The following is a 19748-nucleotide window of genomic DNA, read 5'->3' as shown; positions in this document are numbered from 1 at the left end:
GTAGTGTGGAATTTTAGGAATACAGTATAAGTGCAACTACGCTTCTGTCTTCGCCCAAGAGCATGGCTCGCCAATCAGCGAGTTTTCTTTATTTTTGTACTGTGAAGAGAGTGAAAATTTAGTAAGATAAGAAGGGGTACATCTTTAGATAAAGGGGAACGTGTAAGATGATTGAAACTTTGCCTGTCAATTCGTTGCAGCGACTTCTTTTTATGTATGAAACATGGAAAGAAAAAGGAGATGTCCAGCATAGCCTAAAGCTGCTAGACGTTATTCAGAAGTATGGAAAGCAGGAGTTTATGATTGCGTTTTGCGGACACTTTTCCGCTGGCAAGTCAACGATGATGAATTATTTGTACGGTCAAGAGTTGCTGCCGACGAGTCCGATTCCAACAAGTGCGAACGTTGTTCAAATCCAAAAGGGAAGCGACCGCGTTGTAATAACTCTTCAATCAGGGGAGAAGCATTCATATGAAGGGATGTATACGGATACACAGCTGAAGCAGCTATGTAAAAATGGTGATGAAGTAACGGGTGTCCACATTTATCGGCATGATGCCCCGCTGCCAGCAGGCGTTATGCTCGTCGATACACCGGGAATTGATTCTACTGATGATGCGCATAAGCTTGCAACTGAATCAGCTCTTCATTTAGCAGATGTAATCTTTTATATGATGGACTATAATCATGTCCAATCAGAGGTGAATCTGCAGTTTGTAAAGGAATTAAAGCAACGAAATAAGCGTGTTTACTTGGTTGTAAATCAGATTGACAAACATAAGGACGATGAGCTTTCCTTTGCCTCTTATCGAAAGAGCGTGAGCGAGGCCTTTGCGAATTGGAATATTGAGACGGACGGGATATACTATACATCGCTGCGTAAGCAGGATCAAGCCGATAATGAGCTGCCGGAGCTTAGGAAGCTGTTAGAATCGCTTGTTGCGCAAAGAACGATGTATATGCAAGAAAGTATGCAAAACGAGACGGAGTATTTGCTTAAGGAGCATATGCGTTTTGTTGTTAAACAGGCAGAGGAGGAAATAGAGCCGCTTCGACGTTCGTTATCAGAAGGATCGCTTTCGCGTGAGGATATTGCTGCTAATTTACAACGGCTATATGAGGAGAAGGAACAGGCGGAGCGAAAGGAAGTTACTATTAGAAACACTTTCACAAAAGAAATCGATCATATTTTGCATAACGCGTATTTAATGCCGTATGAAGTACGGGATCTGGCGGAGCGCTATTTGGAGACAGAGCTGTCTACCTTTAAGGTTGGATTTTTCTTTTCGAAATCGAAAACGAAAAAAGAAAAGGAAGATCGCTTGCATGCGTTTTATGAAAAGCTGAAAGGGATTGTGGAGACGCAGCTTGATTTTCATGTAAAGGAGCAGATGCTGTCATTTCTAAAAAGGGAGAATCTATATTCAGAGGCCTTGGCACAACAGGTATATGGGTTGCAGGTGGCATTTGAGCCGGCGATGTTAACCTTTGCTGTGAAACAAGGAGCCGGACTGACTGGCGATTATGTGTTGAACTACACAAATGATGTGGCGCACGTACTAAAGAAGACATATCGCGATGCAGCGAATAGATTTTTTGAAAGGCAGCTCCCATTAATAAAAGAACATATGCAGTATGAGTTAGCAAAGCTGCATAAGGATATTCAGCAATATGAGCAGCAGCAGGCGGCGTGGGAAGAGACTGCTGTTGTCGATGAGGATATCAAGCAATATGAACAGCTATTGTCTAACGTTTGGAAGGGAAATGCAGAGGCTCAGGCGACGATCCAGCTTAAGGATGTCATGAACATGAGACAGGAAATTACAACAGCTAAACCAATTGTATTTGAAGCGGCGCAGCCGCATGCAGAAGTCGAGCCAGCACTCCCTGCAGTGAATACAGAGCTTACGGCTGAAGAACGTATTCAAACAATTCTTGCTTCTGTGAAGCAGGTAGAGGAAACAATTCGCCCAATCAGCCTACTTCGTCATGTATATGATGAAATTGTTGAAAAACGAAAACGGGTTGAAACGAAGCAATTTACTGTAGCGCTGTTCGGTGCCTTTAGTGCGGGGAAATCATCGTTTGCTAACGCGTTGCTTGGTGAGAAGGTGCTTCCCGTTTCACCTAACCCAACAACGGCAACGATTAATAAAATTTTGCCCATCACTGCTGAACATCCACATGGTACAGTGTTAGTACAGCTTAAGTCTGAGCAAACGCTTCTGCAAGACTTACAGGAGATTTATAAACTGTTTGGAAAACGTATAACGACGCTTGAAGAAGGAATGATGCAAATTGATGAATTGCTGCGGCATCCGTCTCCAAGCGGACGCCAAAAAACAACATTCAGCTTCCTAAGGGCGTTGCAGAGGGGTTATAGCGCATTTCAAGATCAGCTAGGTCAAATGATACGTACTGCATTTGATGATTTTAGCGAGTATGTCGCAAATGAAGAAAAATCGTGTTTTGTTGAATACATCGAGCTCTATTATGATTGCGAGTTTACGCGAAAGGGAATTACGCTGGTTGATACGCCGGGGGCAGATTCTGTGAATGCCCGCCATACAGATGTGGCGTTTCAGTATATTAAAAATGCCGACGCTATTCTATTTGTAACCTATTACAATCATGTATTTTCCAAAGCCGACCGTGAATTCTTAATTCAGCTTGGTCGTGTAAAAGACTCCTTTGCGATGGATAAAATGTTTTTCTTAATTAATGCTGCTGATCTTGCAGAGTCCGAAGCGGAACTGCAAACAGTTAAGCAGTATATCGCCGATCAGCTGCTTCAATATGGCATCCGCCATCCGCGTCTGTTTGCATTATCAAGCTTGTTTGCGCTTGATGAAAAGAAGGGGTGCTCTGCTGAGAAGGGGCAATATGGCATTTTGCAGCAATCCGGTATGTCAGCGTTTGAAGAGGCCTTCACATCCTTTACAATGCGCGATTTAATGATTGTATCCTTAACAGCTCTTAATGCTTCTATAAAAGGAGCAAACAGCCTGCTGGCTAATATTATTGCTAATGCCCTTGAAGGGAATGAGCAAAAAGAAGCGAAGAAGAAACGTTATGGAGAAGAGCGGCTGCATATTGTAAAAGAAATAGCGGCTTATAGTGTGTTAACGGAGGAGAAGGCACTTGAGAAGGAAGTGCATGAACTGTTGTTCTACGTTAAGCAGCGTGTCTTTTTCCGCTATCAGGATGTGTTTGCCGAAATCTTTAACCCGGCTGTGCTCCGCACTGATGGAGGCGATATAAAGCAAAGGCTACATGAATGCACGAGTGAGCTGAGCGATTTTCTTATGCATGATTTGCTGCAGGAAATGCGGGCAACCTCGCTTCGCCTTGAAAAATGGATGAATGAAAAGCTTCACTTTTCCTGCCAGGAGCTGCAAAAAACATGTTTATCATATAATAAGGAGCTATCGTTTGTTCCAATCGAAGATGCCTCCTATACGTCTGCTGCGCATATTGAGCCATTTGCTGAGCTTGATTTGCAGCAGTTCAAAAAATCGTGGAGCATTTTTAAAAATGCAAAAAGCTTTTTTGAGCATAACGAAAAGGCTCGTATGCAAGAAGAAATGAAAAAGGTGTTAGAACCGCTCGTTTCGTCCTATATAGAAGAAGAGCAGCAGCTGCTTGCTCGGCACTATGGAAGCGAATGGCAGCGTGCGTGGGGGGATGTTAAACAAAATATGGAGGAACAGGCGACGCAATATTATGAGGGTGTATTGGCTGCTTTGTCTGAGAAAATTGATGTTTCAGTATACAAATCGGTAAAGCATGCAGTACAATGCTCAATAGAGGATGTGGAGCAGGAGCTGTCTGTTCTGTAACGTATCCTTGTGTAAGGTTGAAGGAGAATAAGGAAACAATAAGGCGAAAGACAATGATAGACAGCACTTGTATAGGACGTAGTGCAGGGCAAATGCTCTGCATTGCGTTAGCAAGTGCGCTTCTATGCATAAGCGTGTTAGAAATTGTCTTTCTATTGATTTTATGAAGAGGTGGAAAAAATGGCAGAGGTACATAAAGCAATTACAGCTCACTCACAAAAACAACATGAAATTGTTACAACATTTTTACGGCTTGAAGCGCAGCGTGAAGCTGCGATTGAAGCAGCTGTTGCGCTTTGCACGAATGGCAAGTCGTTCTCAACAGAAGGCATTAATGGTGTAACACAACAAATTAACGAGCTTGCAGGAAAATATGGTGTTGTACCGACTCGTAAATATGTAACGCCAGAAATGGTAGAAGAGTATGTGAATCGTTTAAAGCATTCATAAGTAGGAGGAGAACAGGATGAATGGGGTAGCGGAAATCGGTTGGTTAGCTGAGCATTACAATAGTGAAGCGGTCCGCATTATTGACTGCCGCTTTCAATTAGGTGATCCCTCTTGGGGAAGAAAACAATATGAAGAGGAGCATCTTCCATATGCGCTCTATTTTGACTTGAATAAGGATTTGTCGGGTGAGGTTGGCGTACATGGAGGACGCCACCCATTGCCTGATATTGAGCTGTTCGCAAGGAAAATAGGCGCAGCAGGAATTGATAAGCATACGACCGTAATTGCATATGACAGTCAAAATGGAGCAATGGCTTCCCGGCTTTGGTGGCTGCTTACGTATCTTGGGCATGAAAAGGTATATATTCTAAACGGCGGCTTTACAGCTTGGAAGCAGGCAGGATTACCGACAACAGATGCCATCCCTGTTTTTGAAAGCAAAGAGTTCCTTCCGCATCTGCAGTCAGATATGCTTGTTAGTATGGCAGATGTTAAGAATAGAATTGAAAGTGGCGCAGACTTCTTATTAATCGATTCACGTGAACCGATCCGTTATGCAGGAATTGAGGAGCCGATTGACCGTAAGGCTGGACATATCCCAACAGCTGTAAACAGCTTTTGGATGGACGGTGTGAGTGCAGAAGGAGTATTTCAAGGTGAAAAAGAGCAAGAAGCGCGTTTTTGCATGTTTGACAAGGAAAAGGAAACAATTGTATATTGTGGGTCAGGTGTAACAGCATGTCCGAATGTGCTCGCGCTTAAGATGGCTGGCTTTCAAGATGTAAAGCTCTATGCCGGAAGCTGGAGTGATTGGATTTCATACGATGAAAATATTGTAGAAAAAACGCAAAAGATAAAATGAATTAGGCTGTTGCGTATGCGCCTGCTTTGTATTACAATAAATTACACAGAGTTAAACAAACGCTTTGAAAACGGTTTTACATGATAAAGCGAGTATGTTACTATAATATTAAAAGAAACATCCTGCCGTGTACGTATCTTTTTTATGTCTTAAACCAACGGTGTAAATACGGAAGTTCGATATTTAAGTACTGCCATCACGCCTTGTTGCAAGGAAGATGAAGGTGCTTGTGAGAGCATCCCCCTGCGAGAGCGGGTTTACGGACATATTCAAGCAACGGCACAAGCGGGGTTTCCTAACCTTACGTAATTACGCGTGAGGTTTTTATTTTTTTGTAGGAGAGAGACGAGAAGAATGAAAAAGGTATTATTAATAGATGGGATGGCGCTTTTATTCCGCTCCTTTTACGCAACAAGTGTATATGGCCGATATATGGAGACAAAAAGCGGCGTGCCGACGAATGGTGTAAATGGTTTTGTAAAACATGTTACGGCAGCGGTTCAAGCTGTGCAGCCGACTCATGCGGTTGCCTGTTGGGACATGGGAAGTACGACTTTTCGAACGGAATCATATGAACATTATAAAGCAAACAGAGCAGCTCCCCCAGATGAACTCATTCCGCAATTTGATTTGGTGAAGGAAGCGTCAGCGATGCTGGGTATGCCCAATATAGGGTTAAAAGGCTATGAGGCAGATGACTGTATTGGAACGCTTGCCAAGCAATATGCATCCGAAGCAGAGGTAATAATTTTAACCGGCGATACTGACCTTCTTCAGCTCGCTAACGAGACAGTCACCATTATGCTGTTGCAGAAGGGCATGGGAAATTACAAATATTACACACCGGAAGTGATTTTTGAGGAGAGAGGCATAAAGCCATGGCAAATTGTCCATGTTAAAGCCTTTATGGGTGATACGAGTGACAATTATCCCGGTGTAAAAGGAATTGGAGAAAAAACGGCGCATAGGCTGATTCAGCAATTCGGTACCACAGAAGGTGTATTGCAAAATCTAGCACATCTTACAAAAGCGCAGCAAACAAAAATAGAGAATGATTTAGAAAACCTTCAGTTATCTCTTCAATTGGCGGCGATACATTGTGAAGTACCAATTGTTTGCTCTCTGGATGAAGCGTTGCTCGATTGGAATGAACAGCGTATCCAAACGGTATATAGAGCGATGGAGTGGCGAGATTCATTTGTGCGCGGGTAGGAAGCCTGAACATGGCTCTGTTTTATTTACACTGTAGGAAACTTTAGGAATACAGTATAAGTAAGGCTACGCCTCTGTCTTCGCCCGGGGAGCGGGGCTCGTCAATCGTCGAGTTTTCTTTACGAGATAAGAAAGTATAACTTTTCGGGCCTTGTCCGCTTTTCTTATATTTCTTCCCTATTTTCAGAGTCCCCTAAACAAGGTATGATAAGAGTGGGAATGAAATTTTTAGAGGAGAGGCACCATGGGGACAGTACAAGACTATCTTTTCCACCTGCAAACAAAAGGGTTTAAGCTTTCACAGGAAGCGCTTGGGTTTATTATGTTTGGACAAAAATATACAGGGGCTTCGGACAAAATTGTGAAGATAGCGATTGAGGCAACCTTAAAGCATCAGCGTGATTTTGATGGCAGTTATTTTATTGCTTTGTTAGAAGGCTTGAAAAGAGATCATATTGAGGATGAAAAAAGCGCACAGGCATATGTACGCAGGCTCGAATCCTGAGCTTACGCAGCCTGTGCGCTTTTTTCTTTTTGTTTGCTGGGCAGTTCTACTAGAATCATGCCGAGGAAGATGCAAGCGCAGCCGATTATTGTTGCTGAGGACAACTGTTCATTGTTTACAAGCATTGCTGTTAAAGCAGCGAATACCGGTTCCATTACTAAAATCATCGCTACCTTGGTAGGTGAGATGCTTTTTTGTGCGGCTGTTTGAATAAAAAAGGCGAGAGCGGTCGCGAAGACAGATGTTAAAAAGAGTGCGAATAAAAATGAATTGTTTTGCCATAAATCGTTAGATAGGGCGCGTTCCCAATCCTCAAATATAATTGCACAAATTGTAGAGAGAGTCCCTACTGTTAATATTTGCACGGTACTTAAGAAGAGCGGTGAAAGTGTGTGTGAATAGGCCCCATTTATGAGTATGTGAAGCGCAAAGGAAATCGCGCAACATAGCACCAGGATGTCTCCTTGATTCAAACGAAAGGAATTCTCTGCTGTTAGTAAAAATAATCCAGCCGTTGCCGTTAGGATACCAATTATGGCAAATAACCCTGTTTTTTGTTTTAAAAAAATATATGAAAAAATGGGAATCATTACAATGCTCAACCCTGTTAAAAAACCAGCCTTAGATGAGGTAGTATACAGTAAGCCAAATGTTTGGAATAAATAGCCTCCAAACAAGAAAAAACCAATGAGTGCACCAGATATAATGTCTTTGCGTGAAATAGAGACAGTTGCTCGTTTGGTATATATCATTTGAATGATGAGTAAGATAAACCCGGCAATGAGAAAACGAATCGCGTTAAATGTGAACGGTTGTACAAGTGATATGGCATGTTGTACGACAACAAACGTTGCTCCCCATATAAGGGTAACAAACAGAAGCGATGCGTGAGCAATCCATTTTTTGCTTAACATGTTAATTATCTTTGCTCATTTTGCAGGATGGCTCTACGCGCAAGCTCATCTGCAACTTTATTTTGACTGCTTGGAATCCACTTAATGAAAAATAAATCAAACTGTTCCACGAGCCGGAATGCTTCTTCTAATAATGGCAGAAAAATTTTGTTTTTTACATATTGTTTTTCAAGTGCTCGTTCTACAAGCTGTGAATCCGTGCGAAAAGAGACAACCTTAAAATTATGCTCAAGACAATACTGCAAAGCGATGAGCAGTGAACGACATTCTGCTTCATGATTACTCATAATTCCAAGCGGCATGGACAGTTGTACTGGTTGCGGAATTCCTTTTATAAAAACACCCGCACCAGATGGTCCTGGGTTCCCTTTTGATGCTCCATCAATATATACTTCGATCAAAGCCTTACCTCCATTTTTCCATTAGGAAAATATAATTCATTTACCAAAATGATGCCGCAATCTGTATGCGATTATAACTCTATCATGTTTGTTGCTGTAAATCGAGAGGTTTATCATGTTTTGGGTATAATAAGGATAGATAGATTATTGCATTTGTCCGGTAAACCGGAGCAGGCAATAATGAATGCAAAACAAGAGCTCTTCAAGTTATATGCATGAAATTGGAAATTTATTGTAAAATAAAGGGAATAGGTCCATTTCTTGTACTTTAAGAAAGTATAAATTTCGAGCCGGAAGCCAATTCGACGTAGTAAGAAATTTTAGGCATAAAGTATAAGTGCAACTACGCTTCTGTCTTCGCCTAAAGGCGGGGCTCGCCAATCAGCGAGTTTTCTTTACACTGTAAGAAAGTATAAATTTCCAGCTGGAAGTGAATTCGACGTAGTCGGAAATTTTAGGAATACAGTATAAGTGCAACTACGCTTCTGTCTTCGCCTAAAGGCGGGGCTCGCCAATCAGCGAGTTTTCTTTATTAAAATACTTATTTAAAGATAAAGGAGAAGGTTCATGAAATATAAAATTGAGTGGACATATAAGATAAAGAATGGAAGTGAGACGGTTCTGACAACCGATTTTCTCCGCTTAGAGGAGGCACTGCACTTTGCAAATGATTTTGAAAAGACAGGAAGAGTCAAGGAACTGAATTTTTATGATGAAGTCGGAACACATTGGACGAAGAAGGAGGCAGAGAAGCTCGCGAGAAAGATCGAGGAAGAGCCGCACGATATTGTGATGTATTTTGATGGAGGCTATGATTTGCAAACGAGGGAAACGGGTGTTGGGGTTAGCATATATTATGTTAAGAACGGAAAAACATACCGCGTGCGCCGCAATGGGCAATTAACAGGTTTAGAAAATAACAATGAGGCTGAATATGCTGCCTTATTATATGGCATGGGGCTTTTGGAAGAGCTGGGAGTACGGTATCAGACTATAGTACTAAAGGGCGATTCGCAGGTTGTGTTAAAGCAGCTGTCTGGCGAATGGCCGTGCTATGAAGAAAACCTAAATCGGTATCTTGACCGTGTAGAACAAAAGGCAGCGGATATGCAGCTGCGCTTTTCATATGAGCCGGTTTCAAGAAAGGCGAACAAGGAAGCGCATCAGCTGGCATCACAGGCATTGCAGGGTATTGTGATTGATAGCCATGCGGCAGTGGAGGAGTGAAAGAGTGAGTAAGTCGTTAAACCGAAAGCAGTGGATTGGAGAGGTGCATCAGCTGCTCGACACGTATTGCGATGGCTGCTTTCTAAATAGCCATTTCCGAAAGGAGAACGGTCCACGATATGCACAATCATTTTGTATCAAACATTGTACTGTTGGAGAAAAGTTGAAGGATTACGGCAAAAAACTATCATGAAGCATGAATAAAACCGCCGATACGGCGGTTTTTCTAGCAAGATAAGAAAGTATAACTTTTCGGAGCGATATCTAGCTCCCAAGACCTAAAATGGCAGACTTCGGGCTGAACCTCCGCAAAAGACAAACAGCGTCTTTTACTCCGGCCCACCCCTATGCTGCCATAAAAGGCGAACCTTGTCCGCTTTTCTTAAGATTATTGCATTGCTTCATTTAGTTGGTGTTCGCATTGCTCGAGCATTTCTTCTTGTTTTGAAAGAAATGCCTCGTCGAGATCTGTTGCTATTTCCTTCATGTGTGTAAGCTGACGACGTGCTTCCTCTACTATTTTGGCCGCGTTATGCAGCTGAGCAGGATCCATACTCATAGTGGCAGAGCCGACCACTTTCTGGGCGGATGCCACCCGCATTCCTACGTCTTCAAAGCCGTTAAAGCCATTATGAGAGGCATGGTATGGATCTCCCGCGCCTCGTATATCTTGTGCCATAGATAAAACACCTCCTGCGAGTTACTACATGTAGTTTGCGCATAGGAGGTGTTTTTTAATCTTAGGAAATGAGTATGTATTTTTTGGTTTTTCTCGTTAATCAATATGCCTGCTATTTTATATATAACCAAGGGAGGGGAATTAGGATTTCGTGTTTGATTTTTATACAAAACAGACATGCTAGGGAAAAGAATTGAATTAGGGAAATTTTTGAGTTATTTGTTTACAATTTAATATATAAATTCCTATGTATCAGTTTAATTTTACATATTAGGGAATTTTATGAAAAATTGTAAATACAACTACACCTCCGTTTTCACAATCAGTGAATTTTCTTTAAAAATTTTATTTTTGCTGCAAATTTTGTGAAGAATAAACAAGGGTTTTTTATGTTCAGAATGGAATATAGATGAATAAGAAACAGGTTTCTGCAAGGGACTGAGGTTACCTTGGGGGAGATTGTTGGAAAGGGAATATTTTTGTAAGGAAGCACATTCTTCAAAAAAAAGCTAACCTGTTTTTTTGTACATGTAGCACAATCTCTTCTTGTATAAGAAAGTACGGCTGGTTAGTATGCTTAAAGGGAGGATACGAGTATGTATCGAACGACGATAAACGGAAAAGAAGTAATTGTTAAACTCTCAACAAAGCTAGGAAAAGAAGTGCAGGAGCGTACTGAAATTTATGAAGCGGTACTATCGGTTGTTGAGCGCGTTCTTCCGCGAGAGAACCAGTATAATTTTGCAGTACATCACAAAAACACGGGATTAATTATAGGTGAGGTGCATAGAGGAGAGGTAATTGTATTTTCGGTAGAGCATATTGTTGATCAGCAAAATATATTTCAGCAGCATATAAGCAATCGCTCTTTTGAGCAAGGAGCCAATTTTTAAAAAGTATTGAATAAATAGAATAGAAAGTATAGCTGTGTATAAGAATCACTCTTTCGCGTCGCTGAAAAAGGCGGCGTTTTTTATGGGAAAAGCGGACAGATTTAATGTCTGCCCAGTCACTCCTTCTATAAAAGAATTTTGCCGATTGTGCATAGGCTTCCTAGAAAGTGGCTTATGGATACATGGTATGCAGAATAAAAGGCTAAAAAATAGCTCTCCATGACTATTGGCGGTTTTTTGAAAAAAAGAAATTGTAAAAAAATGTCTACTTAAAATACTTTCCATATGAGGGAATATTTAATAAAATTAGATTTGCATTTGGTAATCTCTTTTTAATTGTGAGCGCTTTACTCAGGTGGTTCAGGGGAGGTGTTATTTTAGCTGTCTCATGATTGCAACGGCATATAATTTGAGAGGAGAGTGTAACAATGGAAGTAAAACAAGAAAGTGCTGCTCGCTCACAGACCGATGGAATCGATTACACGCAGATTGTACAATCCTCTGAGTTTAAACAGCTGCTACAAGCGAAAAAGAAATTTATTATTCCTATGACCATCTTCTTCTTCACGTTTTATTTTATCCTTCCGATTCTGACATCCTATTCTAATGTTTTGAACACACCCGCTATTGGAGAAATTACATGGGCTTGGGTTTTCGGATTTGCCCAGTTCGTTATGACATGGGCACTTTGTATCCTTTACAGCAAAAAGGCTCAGTCGTTTGATAAGCTGTCCACCGATATTTTACAAAAACTGAATAAAGGGAGGGGCTAATCGTGAACGTTACAGCTTTTACACTATTCTTAGCAATCGTGCTTGGTACACTCGTCATCACATACTTCGCATCGAAGAAGACAAAGAATGCCAGTGAGTTTTATACAGCGGGCGGCGGCTTGACAGGCTGGCAAAACGGATTAGCTATTGCAGGTGATTATATGTCTGCTGCATCATTCCTTGGAATTGCAGGCACAATCGCGCTGGCTGGATTTGATGGCTTCTTTTACAGCATCGGCTTTCTTGTAGCGTATCTTGTTGTTCTATACTTAGTAGCAGAGCCCCTCCGAAACCTTGGAAAATATACATTAGCTGACATGATTGCGGCACGATTTGAGGAAAGAAAAGTACGTGGCGTTGCAGCCTTGAATACGATGACAATCTCCATTTTCTACATGATTGCACAGCTTGTAGGAGCAGGTGCACTTATTAAGCTATTATTAGGGCTAGAGTATACTACTGCTGTGTTAATTGTAGGAACATTAATGACGATCTATGTTATTTTTGGAGGGATGACGGCAACAAGCTGGGTACAAATTGTAAAGGCTGTGCTGCTTATGGGTGGCACACTGGTAATTTCTATTATTGTATTTGCGAAATTTGGCTTCAGCTTTACGGAGATGTTTGCGCAAATGAAAACAGCAACCCCGTTAAAAGAAGCATTTTTGAACCCAGGCGTGAAATACACAAACGGTATCGACACGCTTTCCTTGAACATGGCACTTGTACTTGGAACTGCTGGATTGCCGCATATTCTCGTTCGATTCTTTACCGTGAAAGATGCTAAAACAGCGCGTCAATCCGTTGTGTACGCTACGTGGCTAATCGGTGCCTTCTATGTTATGACGATGTTCCTCGGCTTTGGTGCGGCTGCATTTGTAGGGAATGCAGCAATTGTCAAGGCAAACCCGGCAGGAAACATGGCTGCCCCTTTATTAGCGCGGGAGTTAGGCGGGGATTTCTTATTTGCGTTTGTTTCCGCTATTGCATTCGCGACGATTCTTGCAGTGGTAGCAGGCCTGGTATTAACAGCTGCCTCGGCGTTTGCACATGATTTTTATAATGAAATTATCCGGCGCGGCAAAGCATCCGAAAAAGAACAGGTTGTAATGGCCCGTTATGCTTCTATCGGTGTTGCTGTTTTATCTATTGTGTTAGCACTTTTTGCCCAAACGTTAAACGTTGCATTTTTAGTCGCTCTTGCTTTTGCAGTAGCAGCAAGTGCCAATTTACCTGTTATTTTGTTGACGATTTATTGGAAGCGTTTTAATACAGCGGGAGCGGTTTCGGGTATGCTTGTAGGTCTCATTTCTGCCATCATTATTGTGGCAATCGGTCCAAATGTATGGAGTCCGGAGGCAGGGAAGGCAATTCTTGTTGGCGAGCCGCTAATTCAGCTGACAAACCCAGGGATTATCTCTATTCCTCTTGGATTTCTTGCAGCGTATTTAGGTACAGTATTATCAAGCAAAAAAGCAAGTCAGGAGAAATTTGATGAAATTCTTGTAAAATCAAATACAGGCCATGGTGTGAGTGGTGTATCTGGTCATTAAGAAAAGCGGATAAGGCCCGCTTTTTATGGCAGCGTAGGGGTGGGCCGGAGTAAAAGGAACTTTTTGCCTTTTGCGGAGGTTCAGCCCGGGGTCCGCCATTTTGGGTCTTGGGAGCTAGACATCGCCCCGAAAAGTTATGCTTTTCTACAGTGTCAAAAAAGCGGGATGTCTTGTTGTGTAAGACATCCCGCTCTTATTATTCCGTGCCTTTTTCCGGCGGCGATTCAGGGACCTCAGGTGTTTGCGGTCTTTGTTTTGGTTTGAGGACAAAGGCAAAAATAATGAGAAAGATAATAATGACAGCAGCAACCCCGTCATATATATAGAAATAGGTTTTGTACTTTGGCCAATAGGTTTTGTTTTGCCCCATTTTTTCTCGTGATTCACTAATGAGTTGTTTAATTTTAGGATGTTTGTCGTACAGTTGCTCTACCTTTTGGAAGCGATCTAGTGCTTCTTCATAATAACCAGCCCAGAAAAATTCTAAGCCCTCTCTATACAGAGTGTCCACAGGTCCAGGAGCATTTTTGGCGCCAGATTGTGCGACAAATTCTTGTACAGTGGAGGAAGGCACAGCAAAGTTAAGTTGCTCGGTTGGACCAGCTGTGAGCAGACCGATAATTTTTCCGTTTCTGTCAACTACTGGACCGCCGCTATTTCCAGGCAAGGCTGCGGCGTTAATTTGAATGAGTGGGCTTCCTTGCTCGGACTTCTTATCCTTTGCTGAAACCTGCCCGGCAGCTATCGTAGATACAATCTGCGAATCCTCAGATAGTTCACGTAACTCGGCGGCGCCTGGATAACCGATAACCCATATGTCGTCCTGCAGCTCTACAGCATCAGAATTCCCAAGCTGAAGTGTCGGTAAATTGTTCGCATCAATTTTGATAACCGCTACATCTTTTCCTTCCCCGATAGGAGCCCCAAATGCTTTAGTATCGCTGTCATAGGCTTCCCCGCTTGGTAAAACTACCTTTTGCACCCGTTGGATGGATGTAAAATCGAGGGTGTGGATTAGGTAAGCATAAACAAGAGAAGGGTCGAGGCTGTATATGTCTGCAATTTCATATGCTGTGCTTTCTAACCCTGCCACGATGAGCTCATCATCACTTTTTCTTGTTGCATCAACAACATGAGCATTTGTTACGATATAGCCATTTGAACTTATAATAGCTCCGGAACCGCGACCACCTACATAGGACCGTCCCTCTGTCGCAACAAAGTACTCATTTATCGCACCCAGGTAATTATATTCCTGTTCCGTAGCAGCGTAATACTGAAATGCTTCCACAGCTGAAAAGTCCCAATTTATAACTGCATAGTTATAAACCTGAACAACAGCAGGCTCTGCATAAGCAGCAATTCGTTTTGCATCTTTTACATTTGTCGCATCAATCTTTGTATTGCCTAGAATAACTGTTGCAGCAATGCCAGCAAGAAGCACTATAATAATTGGCAAGCTAATCCATGCGCGTTTCCCCACAGCAGTCCCTCCTCGTTAGAATATATTACTCAAAGCATTGTATTCGTAGTGTTGTTTGTCATATTCTTATATCAAGTAGGAAAAATGTAAGCATGTGAAATACATCTTGTACACAAAATGGAATGTTTTTGTTTAGTTGGGGTTGTTGTGGATATACAGTTGGAAGCTTAATATTGAAAACGATATAATAGAATGGGATATAAAGAGAAGAGGTCTGAAATAAAAAACTATAGATTCCCCAAAAAAGCATAAATAGAATGCTGCTTACAAGCAAGAATTTTTTATATCCGCCTGCTGAGAAGCTACACCTTCTCCGATCAACACAAACTGAATGCAGGAATGAAGGATATTGCGATATGCAGCTATGCAGCAAAGAGCAAATGTTTTAAAACTTAAGTTGCAGCCGCAAAATCAAAAAATGAGAAGCATCCTGAAGCGGTGGTAGCGAAAATGAAGTTGGAAATATGAATCCAAAAAGAAAGGTGGTGAATCCTGCTATAAAAACATCTAAAAACAAAGAGTAATCATTCAAAAACTTCACATGAGCACGCATTTATGGGGAAGCTGTGAGGCTTTGTTGTATAAACCAGTGATTCCATTTGTTTATGTTTTTAGTAGCAGATAATAAAATTGAAGGTTGTGATTGCAGAGAAACCGGACCAAGCAATGAAGCTGGCCGCGCCATTCTCGTTTCGGAAGAGGGACGGCTATATAGAAGTAGGAAAATGCGAGTTGTTTCCGAACGGAGCTTATTTTACATGGGCTGTCGGTCATATTTGCGAGTTGCTGTCTCCTGAGGAATATGATAAAGCGTGGAAGCGGTGGACACTGGAGGCTTTGCCGCTTATCCCTGATAAGTTTCAATATAAAGTAACAAAGTCCAAAACAAAGCAATTTTTTATGATAAGAGATTTGGTCAAAAGACCAGAAGTGAAGGAAATTATCCATGCGGGCGATGCTGGGCGAGAAGGTGAGCTCATTATCCGGACTATTTTGCAAACAGCACGCATTTCTAAGCCAATGAAGCGGTTGTGGATTTCCTCTCTAACTGAAAATGCAGTACGGGAAGGATTCAGGAATCTACTGGGGGAAAAGGATACGCGCAATTTATATTTTGAGGCATACAGTCGTGCCTGTGCCGATTGGCTTATTGGCATGAACGCCTCACGAGTTTATACAATTTTGTTAAAACAACGAGGCATTTCGGATGTGTTTTCAGCTGGACGTGTGCAAACACCGACACTTGCTCTTGTAGTGAAACGAGAAAAAGAAATCGAGAGCTTTGTCTCCAAGCCGTTTTGGGAAGTAGTAGCGACCTTTTCTATGAACGGAAAAGAGTATGAAGGGAAATGGCATAAGGATGGAGAATCCCGCCTTGAGAACCCTGAGTTAGCGCAGAAAATTGCTGCGTTTTGCTGCGAAAAGAATGCAGAAATTACTGAGGCCCAAACGGAGCGAAAGGAATTTCAGCCGCCTCAGCTCTTTAACTTATCAGCTCTGCAGGCAACAGCAAACCGAGCCTTTAAATTTTCCCCCAAAAAGACGCTTGATCTTGCGCAGAGCTTGTACACGAAGGGATATATCTCATACCCCCGGAGCGATTCGAGCTTTGTGACAAAAGAAGAAGCTTCCAATTTTTCAGACATATTGGAAAAATTGAGTCAACAAAATGCCTATAAAAGCTACTTTCCAACACCGGTTGCATCTATTCTTCAGAACAAGCGCTATGTAAATGAAAAGAAGGTAACGGACCATTACGCGGTAATTCCGACAGAACAGGTTCCTGATGTGGCAAAGCTGAGCGGGGATGAGCAGAAAATATATGATTTAATAGCAAAACGCTTAATTGCAGCCCATTATAAAGCGGCTATCTTTGATTATACAACCATTACAACATTGGTAGACGGTCGTGCTACTTTCTTATCAAAGGGAAAGCAGCAAATTCAGGAGGGATGGCGAAAGGTTTTGTTTTCTGAAGGAACAAAGGATGAGGATGACGAAAAGCTTCTGCCTTCGCTGCAAAATGGAGAGAAGGGACAAGTGTGTGATGTGCAGGTGAAGGAAGGCAAAACTCAGCCACCGAAGCGATATACAGAAGGGCAGCTTATTACTCTTATGAAAACAGCAGGTCGTCACCTTGATAATGAAGAACTGGAAAAGGTGCTGATGAAAACTGAAGGGCTCGGTACGGAGGCAACGCGTGCGGGCATTATTACGATGCTCAAGGACCGGAAGTATATTGAGGTAACGAAAAATCAGGTGTATGCAACAGATAAAGGAAAAGTTTTAATTGAAGCGATCGGTAATAAAATTTTGGCATCCCCAGAAATGACAGCAAAGTGGGAACAGCGGCTTGCTGAGATTGGAGAGGGGAATGCATCTGCCGCAAGTTTTATGGAGCAAGTTAAAAAGCTGTCCGCTAAAATTATCGAGGATGCTGTACAAATGTCTGCGCAGTGGACATTTTCTGGCATTGATACGGGTGCGATCGAGCAGACAAAATCGAAGGCGTCACTTGGCAAGAAAGTTGGATCTTGTAAATTGTGCGGAGAAAATGTTGTTGATAAGGGCGATTTTTATGGTTGCTCCCACTATGCAAAAACAAAATGCAGCTTTACAGTTTCTAAAAAAATATTAGGAAAAAAGCTGTCGGTGACAAATGTAAAAAAGCTTCTTGAAACAGGAAGGACAGATGTAATTAAGGGGTTTAAAAAGGGAGAAAAGACTTTTGATGCGAGGCTGGAGTGGAAGGACAATAAAATACAGTTTCTATTTGATAAATAGCAGATGTATTCTCTTTCGTAGCGTAGACATTAAAGAGAAATATAAACAAAAAGCAGCGGATCCTTGCACACTGGATTCGCTGCTTTTTGTTTGCAGAATAGAATGTCTGAGTTTTTTACACTGTAAGAAAGTATAAATTTCCAGCTGGAAGACTATTCGACGTAGTCAGAAATTTTAGGAATACAGTATAAGTAAGGCTACACCTCTGTCTTCGTCCGGGGAGCGGGGCTCGCCAATCGGCGGGTTTTCTTTACCAAAAAACGGGTGAGAATACTCCTTCCTCAATCATGTGAAGAAGCATTAGCGAGTAAGTAGAGGGTAGTTCAAGTAACTATGTATGGGCTGCTGTATAATGAAGGAATATAGTTTGTAAAGGTAGGTAGGTTATGTAGGCATATAGCTTGTGATAGATTGTACGATATGGCAAGATGCTTATATGAAAGGCTTAGATAGAAGTGGAGGGATAAAAAGATGATCCAAGATGTGTTACAGTCCTTTTTCGGGATGAGTCCAAAAGCTGATTCTAAAGGATATCGATATATTGCAATTGAGCAAGAACAAGGATATGTAGTGTGTACCTCCGTTTGTGATATGGAGGATGTGGGCAAAGGATCGATTTCAATCGGCTATAATGATGAGCAGGAAGTATGGATCGTGTGGCATCAAAACCATCATCCTATTGTGACTATTCAGCGTTTTACTGCACAGCAAGTCATTGCTTCTAAAGAAGATGGTGAGGAGCTGCTGCAGTTTGTATTTGAGCGATGGCCGAGCCGAATGCTGCAGGTGCAGTTTAAACCACATTTTGCGGTAGAAATGGGGATGTATTGGGAAACCTGCGAGGAATGTGACTAAATCAGGAGTCTATTCATAGGGTGCACCTTATACATATATCGGCTATTACGGTGTTTTACAATCACGCTGTAATACTTGAGGCGACTCAAAATGGGACGTTGCACCCCTTTCGAGTCACCTCTCTACAATTTTGTTTTGCCTTGCATAATTATGAGTGGAAGGAAAATAATGCTTAGCCAGCCGATCAGCGGATAGAGCGTATGGAGAAGTGGACCATAGCCGATGTAGCTAATACAATAGCTGATAAATAAAATGACTAGCACAACACTGTAGCCTTTCCAGCCAGTCATTGAATGCACCTGCTTACTCATGCCAAATACATTGCCAACGAGCGTTGTAAATACTTCTCCGAAAATAATAAGCACGAAGAAAAAATGAAAAGTTGGATTGAGGCGCCGCACAACCTCAGCCATCGGGATGCTATATTGATAAAACTGCTCCACAGATAAAATAGCAAATTGACTGCATAATAGGATAAGAAATAATCCTGCTCCCCCAAGGATACCTCCCATTGTAATAACCTTCTCATCTTTGATTTCGTGCGCAAGCGGGACAAGAACGCTTTGAGAAAGAGAGATATTTAGGGAAACGTATATTAGAGGACTAGTGATCCAACGCCAATTCCAGCTTTCTTCCGGAATAGCTGTGAAAAGGGTAGGCCATGTTTGTAAAAAGGTAGTAGAGTAGAGCCCAATAATAAAAATCATCATAATAGGTACAACAAGGGAATTTACTTCAAAAACACCTTGCAGCCCCCTTGTTAAGATTAAAAGACAAGCTACGATTGTAAGTAAAATGCCAAACTGCCTAGGCAAACGAAGCTGTTCTTCAAATACCGCACCTGCACCAGAAAGCATAACGCTTGTTGTACCAAGAAGAAATAGGAGGAGCACGGCATTTACAATATTCCCGAACACATCGCCAAATAAGTATTTATTAAATTCCTGCGCTGAGTACGCTTCGATACGGGCGGCCAGGAGCATCATTTTTGTTCCAATCCAAATGAATAAAATGCCACTCGCCAAAATACCGATGGTTCCGTATGTACCGTGCACCGTGAAAAACTCAACAATCTCGCGTCCTGTCGCAAATCCTGCCCCGACAATTGTACCGATATACGTAGCGGCAATTCGCTTCGCCGTTTTCCATTGTTGTTGGTCCATACAATCCCCCCTTATGGGTTTGTTATATACATATGAGTGAGCATGGACAAATAGACGGACATGTAAGGGGAAAGGAGCATATTATCGGTTTTCGGCGAGTTTTCTTTACACTTTAAGAAAGTATAAACTTCTAGCTGGATGTCGATTCGACGTGG

17 protein-coding genes and 1 other RNA gene are annotated in these 19748 nt (G+C 41.9%); 13 read left to right on the top strand and 5 right to left on the bottom strand.

Annotation, left to right across the window (positions count from 1 at the left end; all coding sequences use genetic code 11):
* The first annotated feature begins 167 nt into the window (after positions 1–167).
* From AAHB12_RS12490 to AAHB12_RS12465, 6 genes are all read left to right on the top strand, one after another.
* Entirely contained in the window at positions 168–3839 is a 3672-nt protein-coding gene (locus AAHB12_RS12490) for a dynamin family protein (RefSeq protein WP_342045539.1), read from the top strand.
* Positions 3840–4019: 180 nt separating this feature from the next.
* Positions 4020–4289 carry a YpbS family protein gene (locus AAHB12_RS12485; RefSeq protein WP_129728188.1) on the top strand — a complete coding sequence of 90 codons (270 nt, stop codon included), beginning with the start codon at positions 4020–4022 and terminating at the stop codon, positions 4287–4289.
* Positions 4290–4305: 16 nt separating this feature from the next.
* Positions 4306–5151, top strand: a complete 846-nt coding sequence (locus tag AAHB12_RS12480; protein WP_129728189.1) for a sulfurtransferase — start codon at positions 4306–4308, stop codon at positions 5149–5151.
* Between the two features lie 116 nt (positions 5152–5267).
* A non-coding RNA gene (gene ssrS / locus AAHB12_RS12475) (6S RNA) lies at positions 5268–5447 on the top strand.
* A gap of 58 nt (positions 5448–5505) precedes the next feature.
* Complete coding sequence (locus AAHB12_RS12470; RefSeq protein ID WP_342045538.1) at positions 5506–6363, top strand: 5'-3' exonuclease; 858 nt, start codon at positions 5506–5508, stop codon at positions 6361–6363.
* A 244-nt stretch (positions 6364–6607) separates the two neighbouring features.
* The gene (locus AAHB12_RS12465; RefSeq protein ID WP_129728191.1) at positions 6608–6868 is read left to right on the top strand and encodes a DUF6123 family protein; all 261 of its coding nucleotides are present in this window, start codon (positions 6608–6610) and stop codon (positions 6866–6868) included.
* Between the two features lie 2 nt (positions 6869–6870).
* Here the strand turns inward: AAHB12_RS12465 and AAHB12_RS12460 are convergent, their stop codons facing one another.
* Both AAHB12_RS12460 and AAHB12_RS12455 read right to left on the bottom strand, forming a co-directional pair.
* A complete protein-coding gene (locus AAHB12_RS12460; RefSeq protein WP_342045537.1) occupies positions 6871–7782 on the bottom strand; it encodes a DMT family transporter in 912 nt (303 codons plus the stop codon).
* 5 nt (positions 7783–7787) lie between these two features.
* Positions 7788–8183, bottom strand: a complete 396-nt coding sequence (locus tag AAHB12_RS12455; protein ID WP_342045536.1) for a reverse transcriptase-like protein — start codon at positions 8181–8183, stop codon at positions 7788–7790.
* 567 nt (positions 8184–8750) lie between these two features.
* Between AAHB12_RS12455 and AAHB12_RS12450 the strand changes: the two genes are divergently transcribed.
* Together AAHB12_RS12450 and AAHB12_RS12445 are read left to right on the top strand one after the other, a co-directional pair.
* On the top strand, positions 8751–9410 hold the full coding sequence (locus AAHB12_RS12450) for a ribonuclease H family protein (RefSeq protein WP_129728194.1): 660 nt from the start codon (positions 8751–8753) through the stop codon (positions 9408–9410).
* Positions 9411–9414: 4 nt separating this feature from the next.
* The gene (locus AAHB12_RS12445) at positions 9415–9603 is read left to right on the top strand and encodes a zinc-finger domain-containing protein (RefSeq protein WP_246040234.1); all 189 of its coding nucleotides are present in this window, start codon (positions 9415–9417) and stop codon (positions 9601–9603) included.
* 195 nt (positions 9604–9798) lie between these two features.
* Here the strand turns inward: AAHB12_RS12445 and AAHB12_RS12440 are convergent, their stop codons facing one another.
* Positions 9799–10089 (bottom strand): DUF2564 family protein, encoded by a 291-nt coding sequence (locus tag AAHB12_RS12440; protein ID WP_129728195.1) that lies wholly within the window; start codon positions 10087–10089, stop codon positions 9799–9801.
* Positions 10090–10685: 596 nt separating this feature from the next.
* Between AAHB12_RS12440 and AAHB12_RS12435 the strand changes: the two genes are divergently transcribed.
* From AAHB12_RS12435 to AAHB12_RS12425, 3 genes are all read left to right on the top strand, one after another.
* The gene (locus tag AAHB12_RS12435; RefSeq protein ID WP_129728196.1) at positions 10686–10982 is read left to right on the top strand and encodes a cytoplasmic protein; all 297 of its coding nucleotides are present in this window, start codon (positions 10686–10688) and stop codon (positions 10980–10982) included.
* A 428-nt stretch (positions 10983–11410) separates the two neighbouring features.
* The gene (locus tag AAHB12_RS12430) at positions 11411–11755 is read left to right on the top strand and encodes a DUF485 domain-containing protein (RefSeq protein WP_342045535.1); all 345 of its coding nucleotides are present in this window, start codon (positions 11411–11413) and stop codon (positions 11753–11755) included.
* A gap of 2 nt (positions 11756–11757) precedes the next feature.
* Positions 11758–13308, top strand: a complete 1551-nt coding sequence (locus tag AAHB12_RS12425) for a solute symporter family protein (protein WP_342045534.1) — start codon at positions 11758–11760, stop codon at positions 13306–13308.
* Between the two features lie 196 nt (positions 13309–13504).
* On the opposite strand, the gene AAHB12_RS12420 is transcribed toward AAHB12_RS12425, so the two are convergent.
* A complete protein-coding gene (locus tag AAHB12_RS12420; protein WP_342045533.1) occupies positions 13505–14791 on the bottom strand; it encodes a S1C family serine protease in 1287 nt (428 codons plus the stop codon).
* 630 nt (positions 14792–15421) lie between these two features.
* Between AAHB12_RS12420 and AAHB12_RS12415 the strand changes: the two genes are divergently transcribed.
* Together AAHB12_RS12415 and AAHB12_RS12410 are read left to right on the top strand one after the other, a co-directional pair.
* On the top strand, positions 15422–17575 hold the full coding sequence (locus tag AAHB12_RS12415) for a DNA topoisomerase III (RefSeq protein WP_129728200.1): 2154 nt from the start codon (positions 15422–15424) through the stop codon (positions 17573–17575).
* Between the two features lie 471 nt (positions 17576–18046).
* Positions 18047–18430 (top strand): DUF3979 family protein, encoded by a 384-nt coding sequence (locus tag AAHB12_RS12410; protein WP_129728201.1) that lies wholly within the window; start codon positions 18047–18049, stop codon positions 18428–18430.
* A 122-nt stretch (positions 18431–18552) separates the two neighbouring features.
* Here AAHB12_RS12410 and AAHB12_RS12405 read toward each other — a convergent pair whose 3' ends face one another.
* Positions 18553–19593, bottom strand: coding sequence for a YkvI family membrane protein (locus AAHB12_RS12405; RefSeq protein WP_129728202.1), 1041 nt, complete (start codon positions 19591–19593; stop codon positions 18553–18555).
* Positions 19594–19748: the final 155 nt, after the last annotated feature.

The organism is Bacillus sp. OTU530, from assembly GCF_038440375.1.
This window is presented reverse-complemented; position numbering and strand designations above follow the sequence as displayed.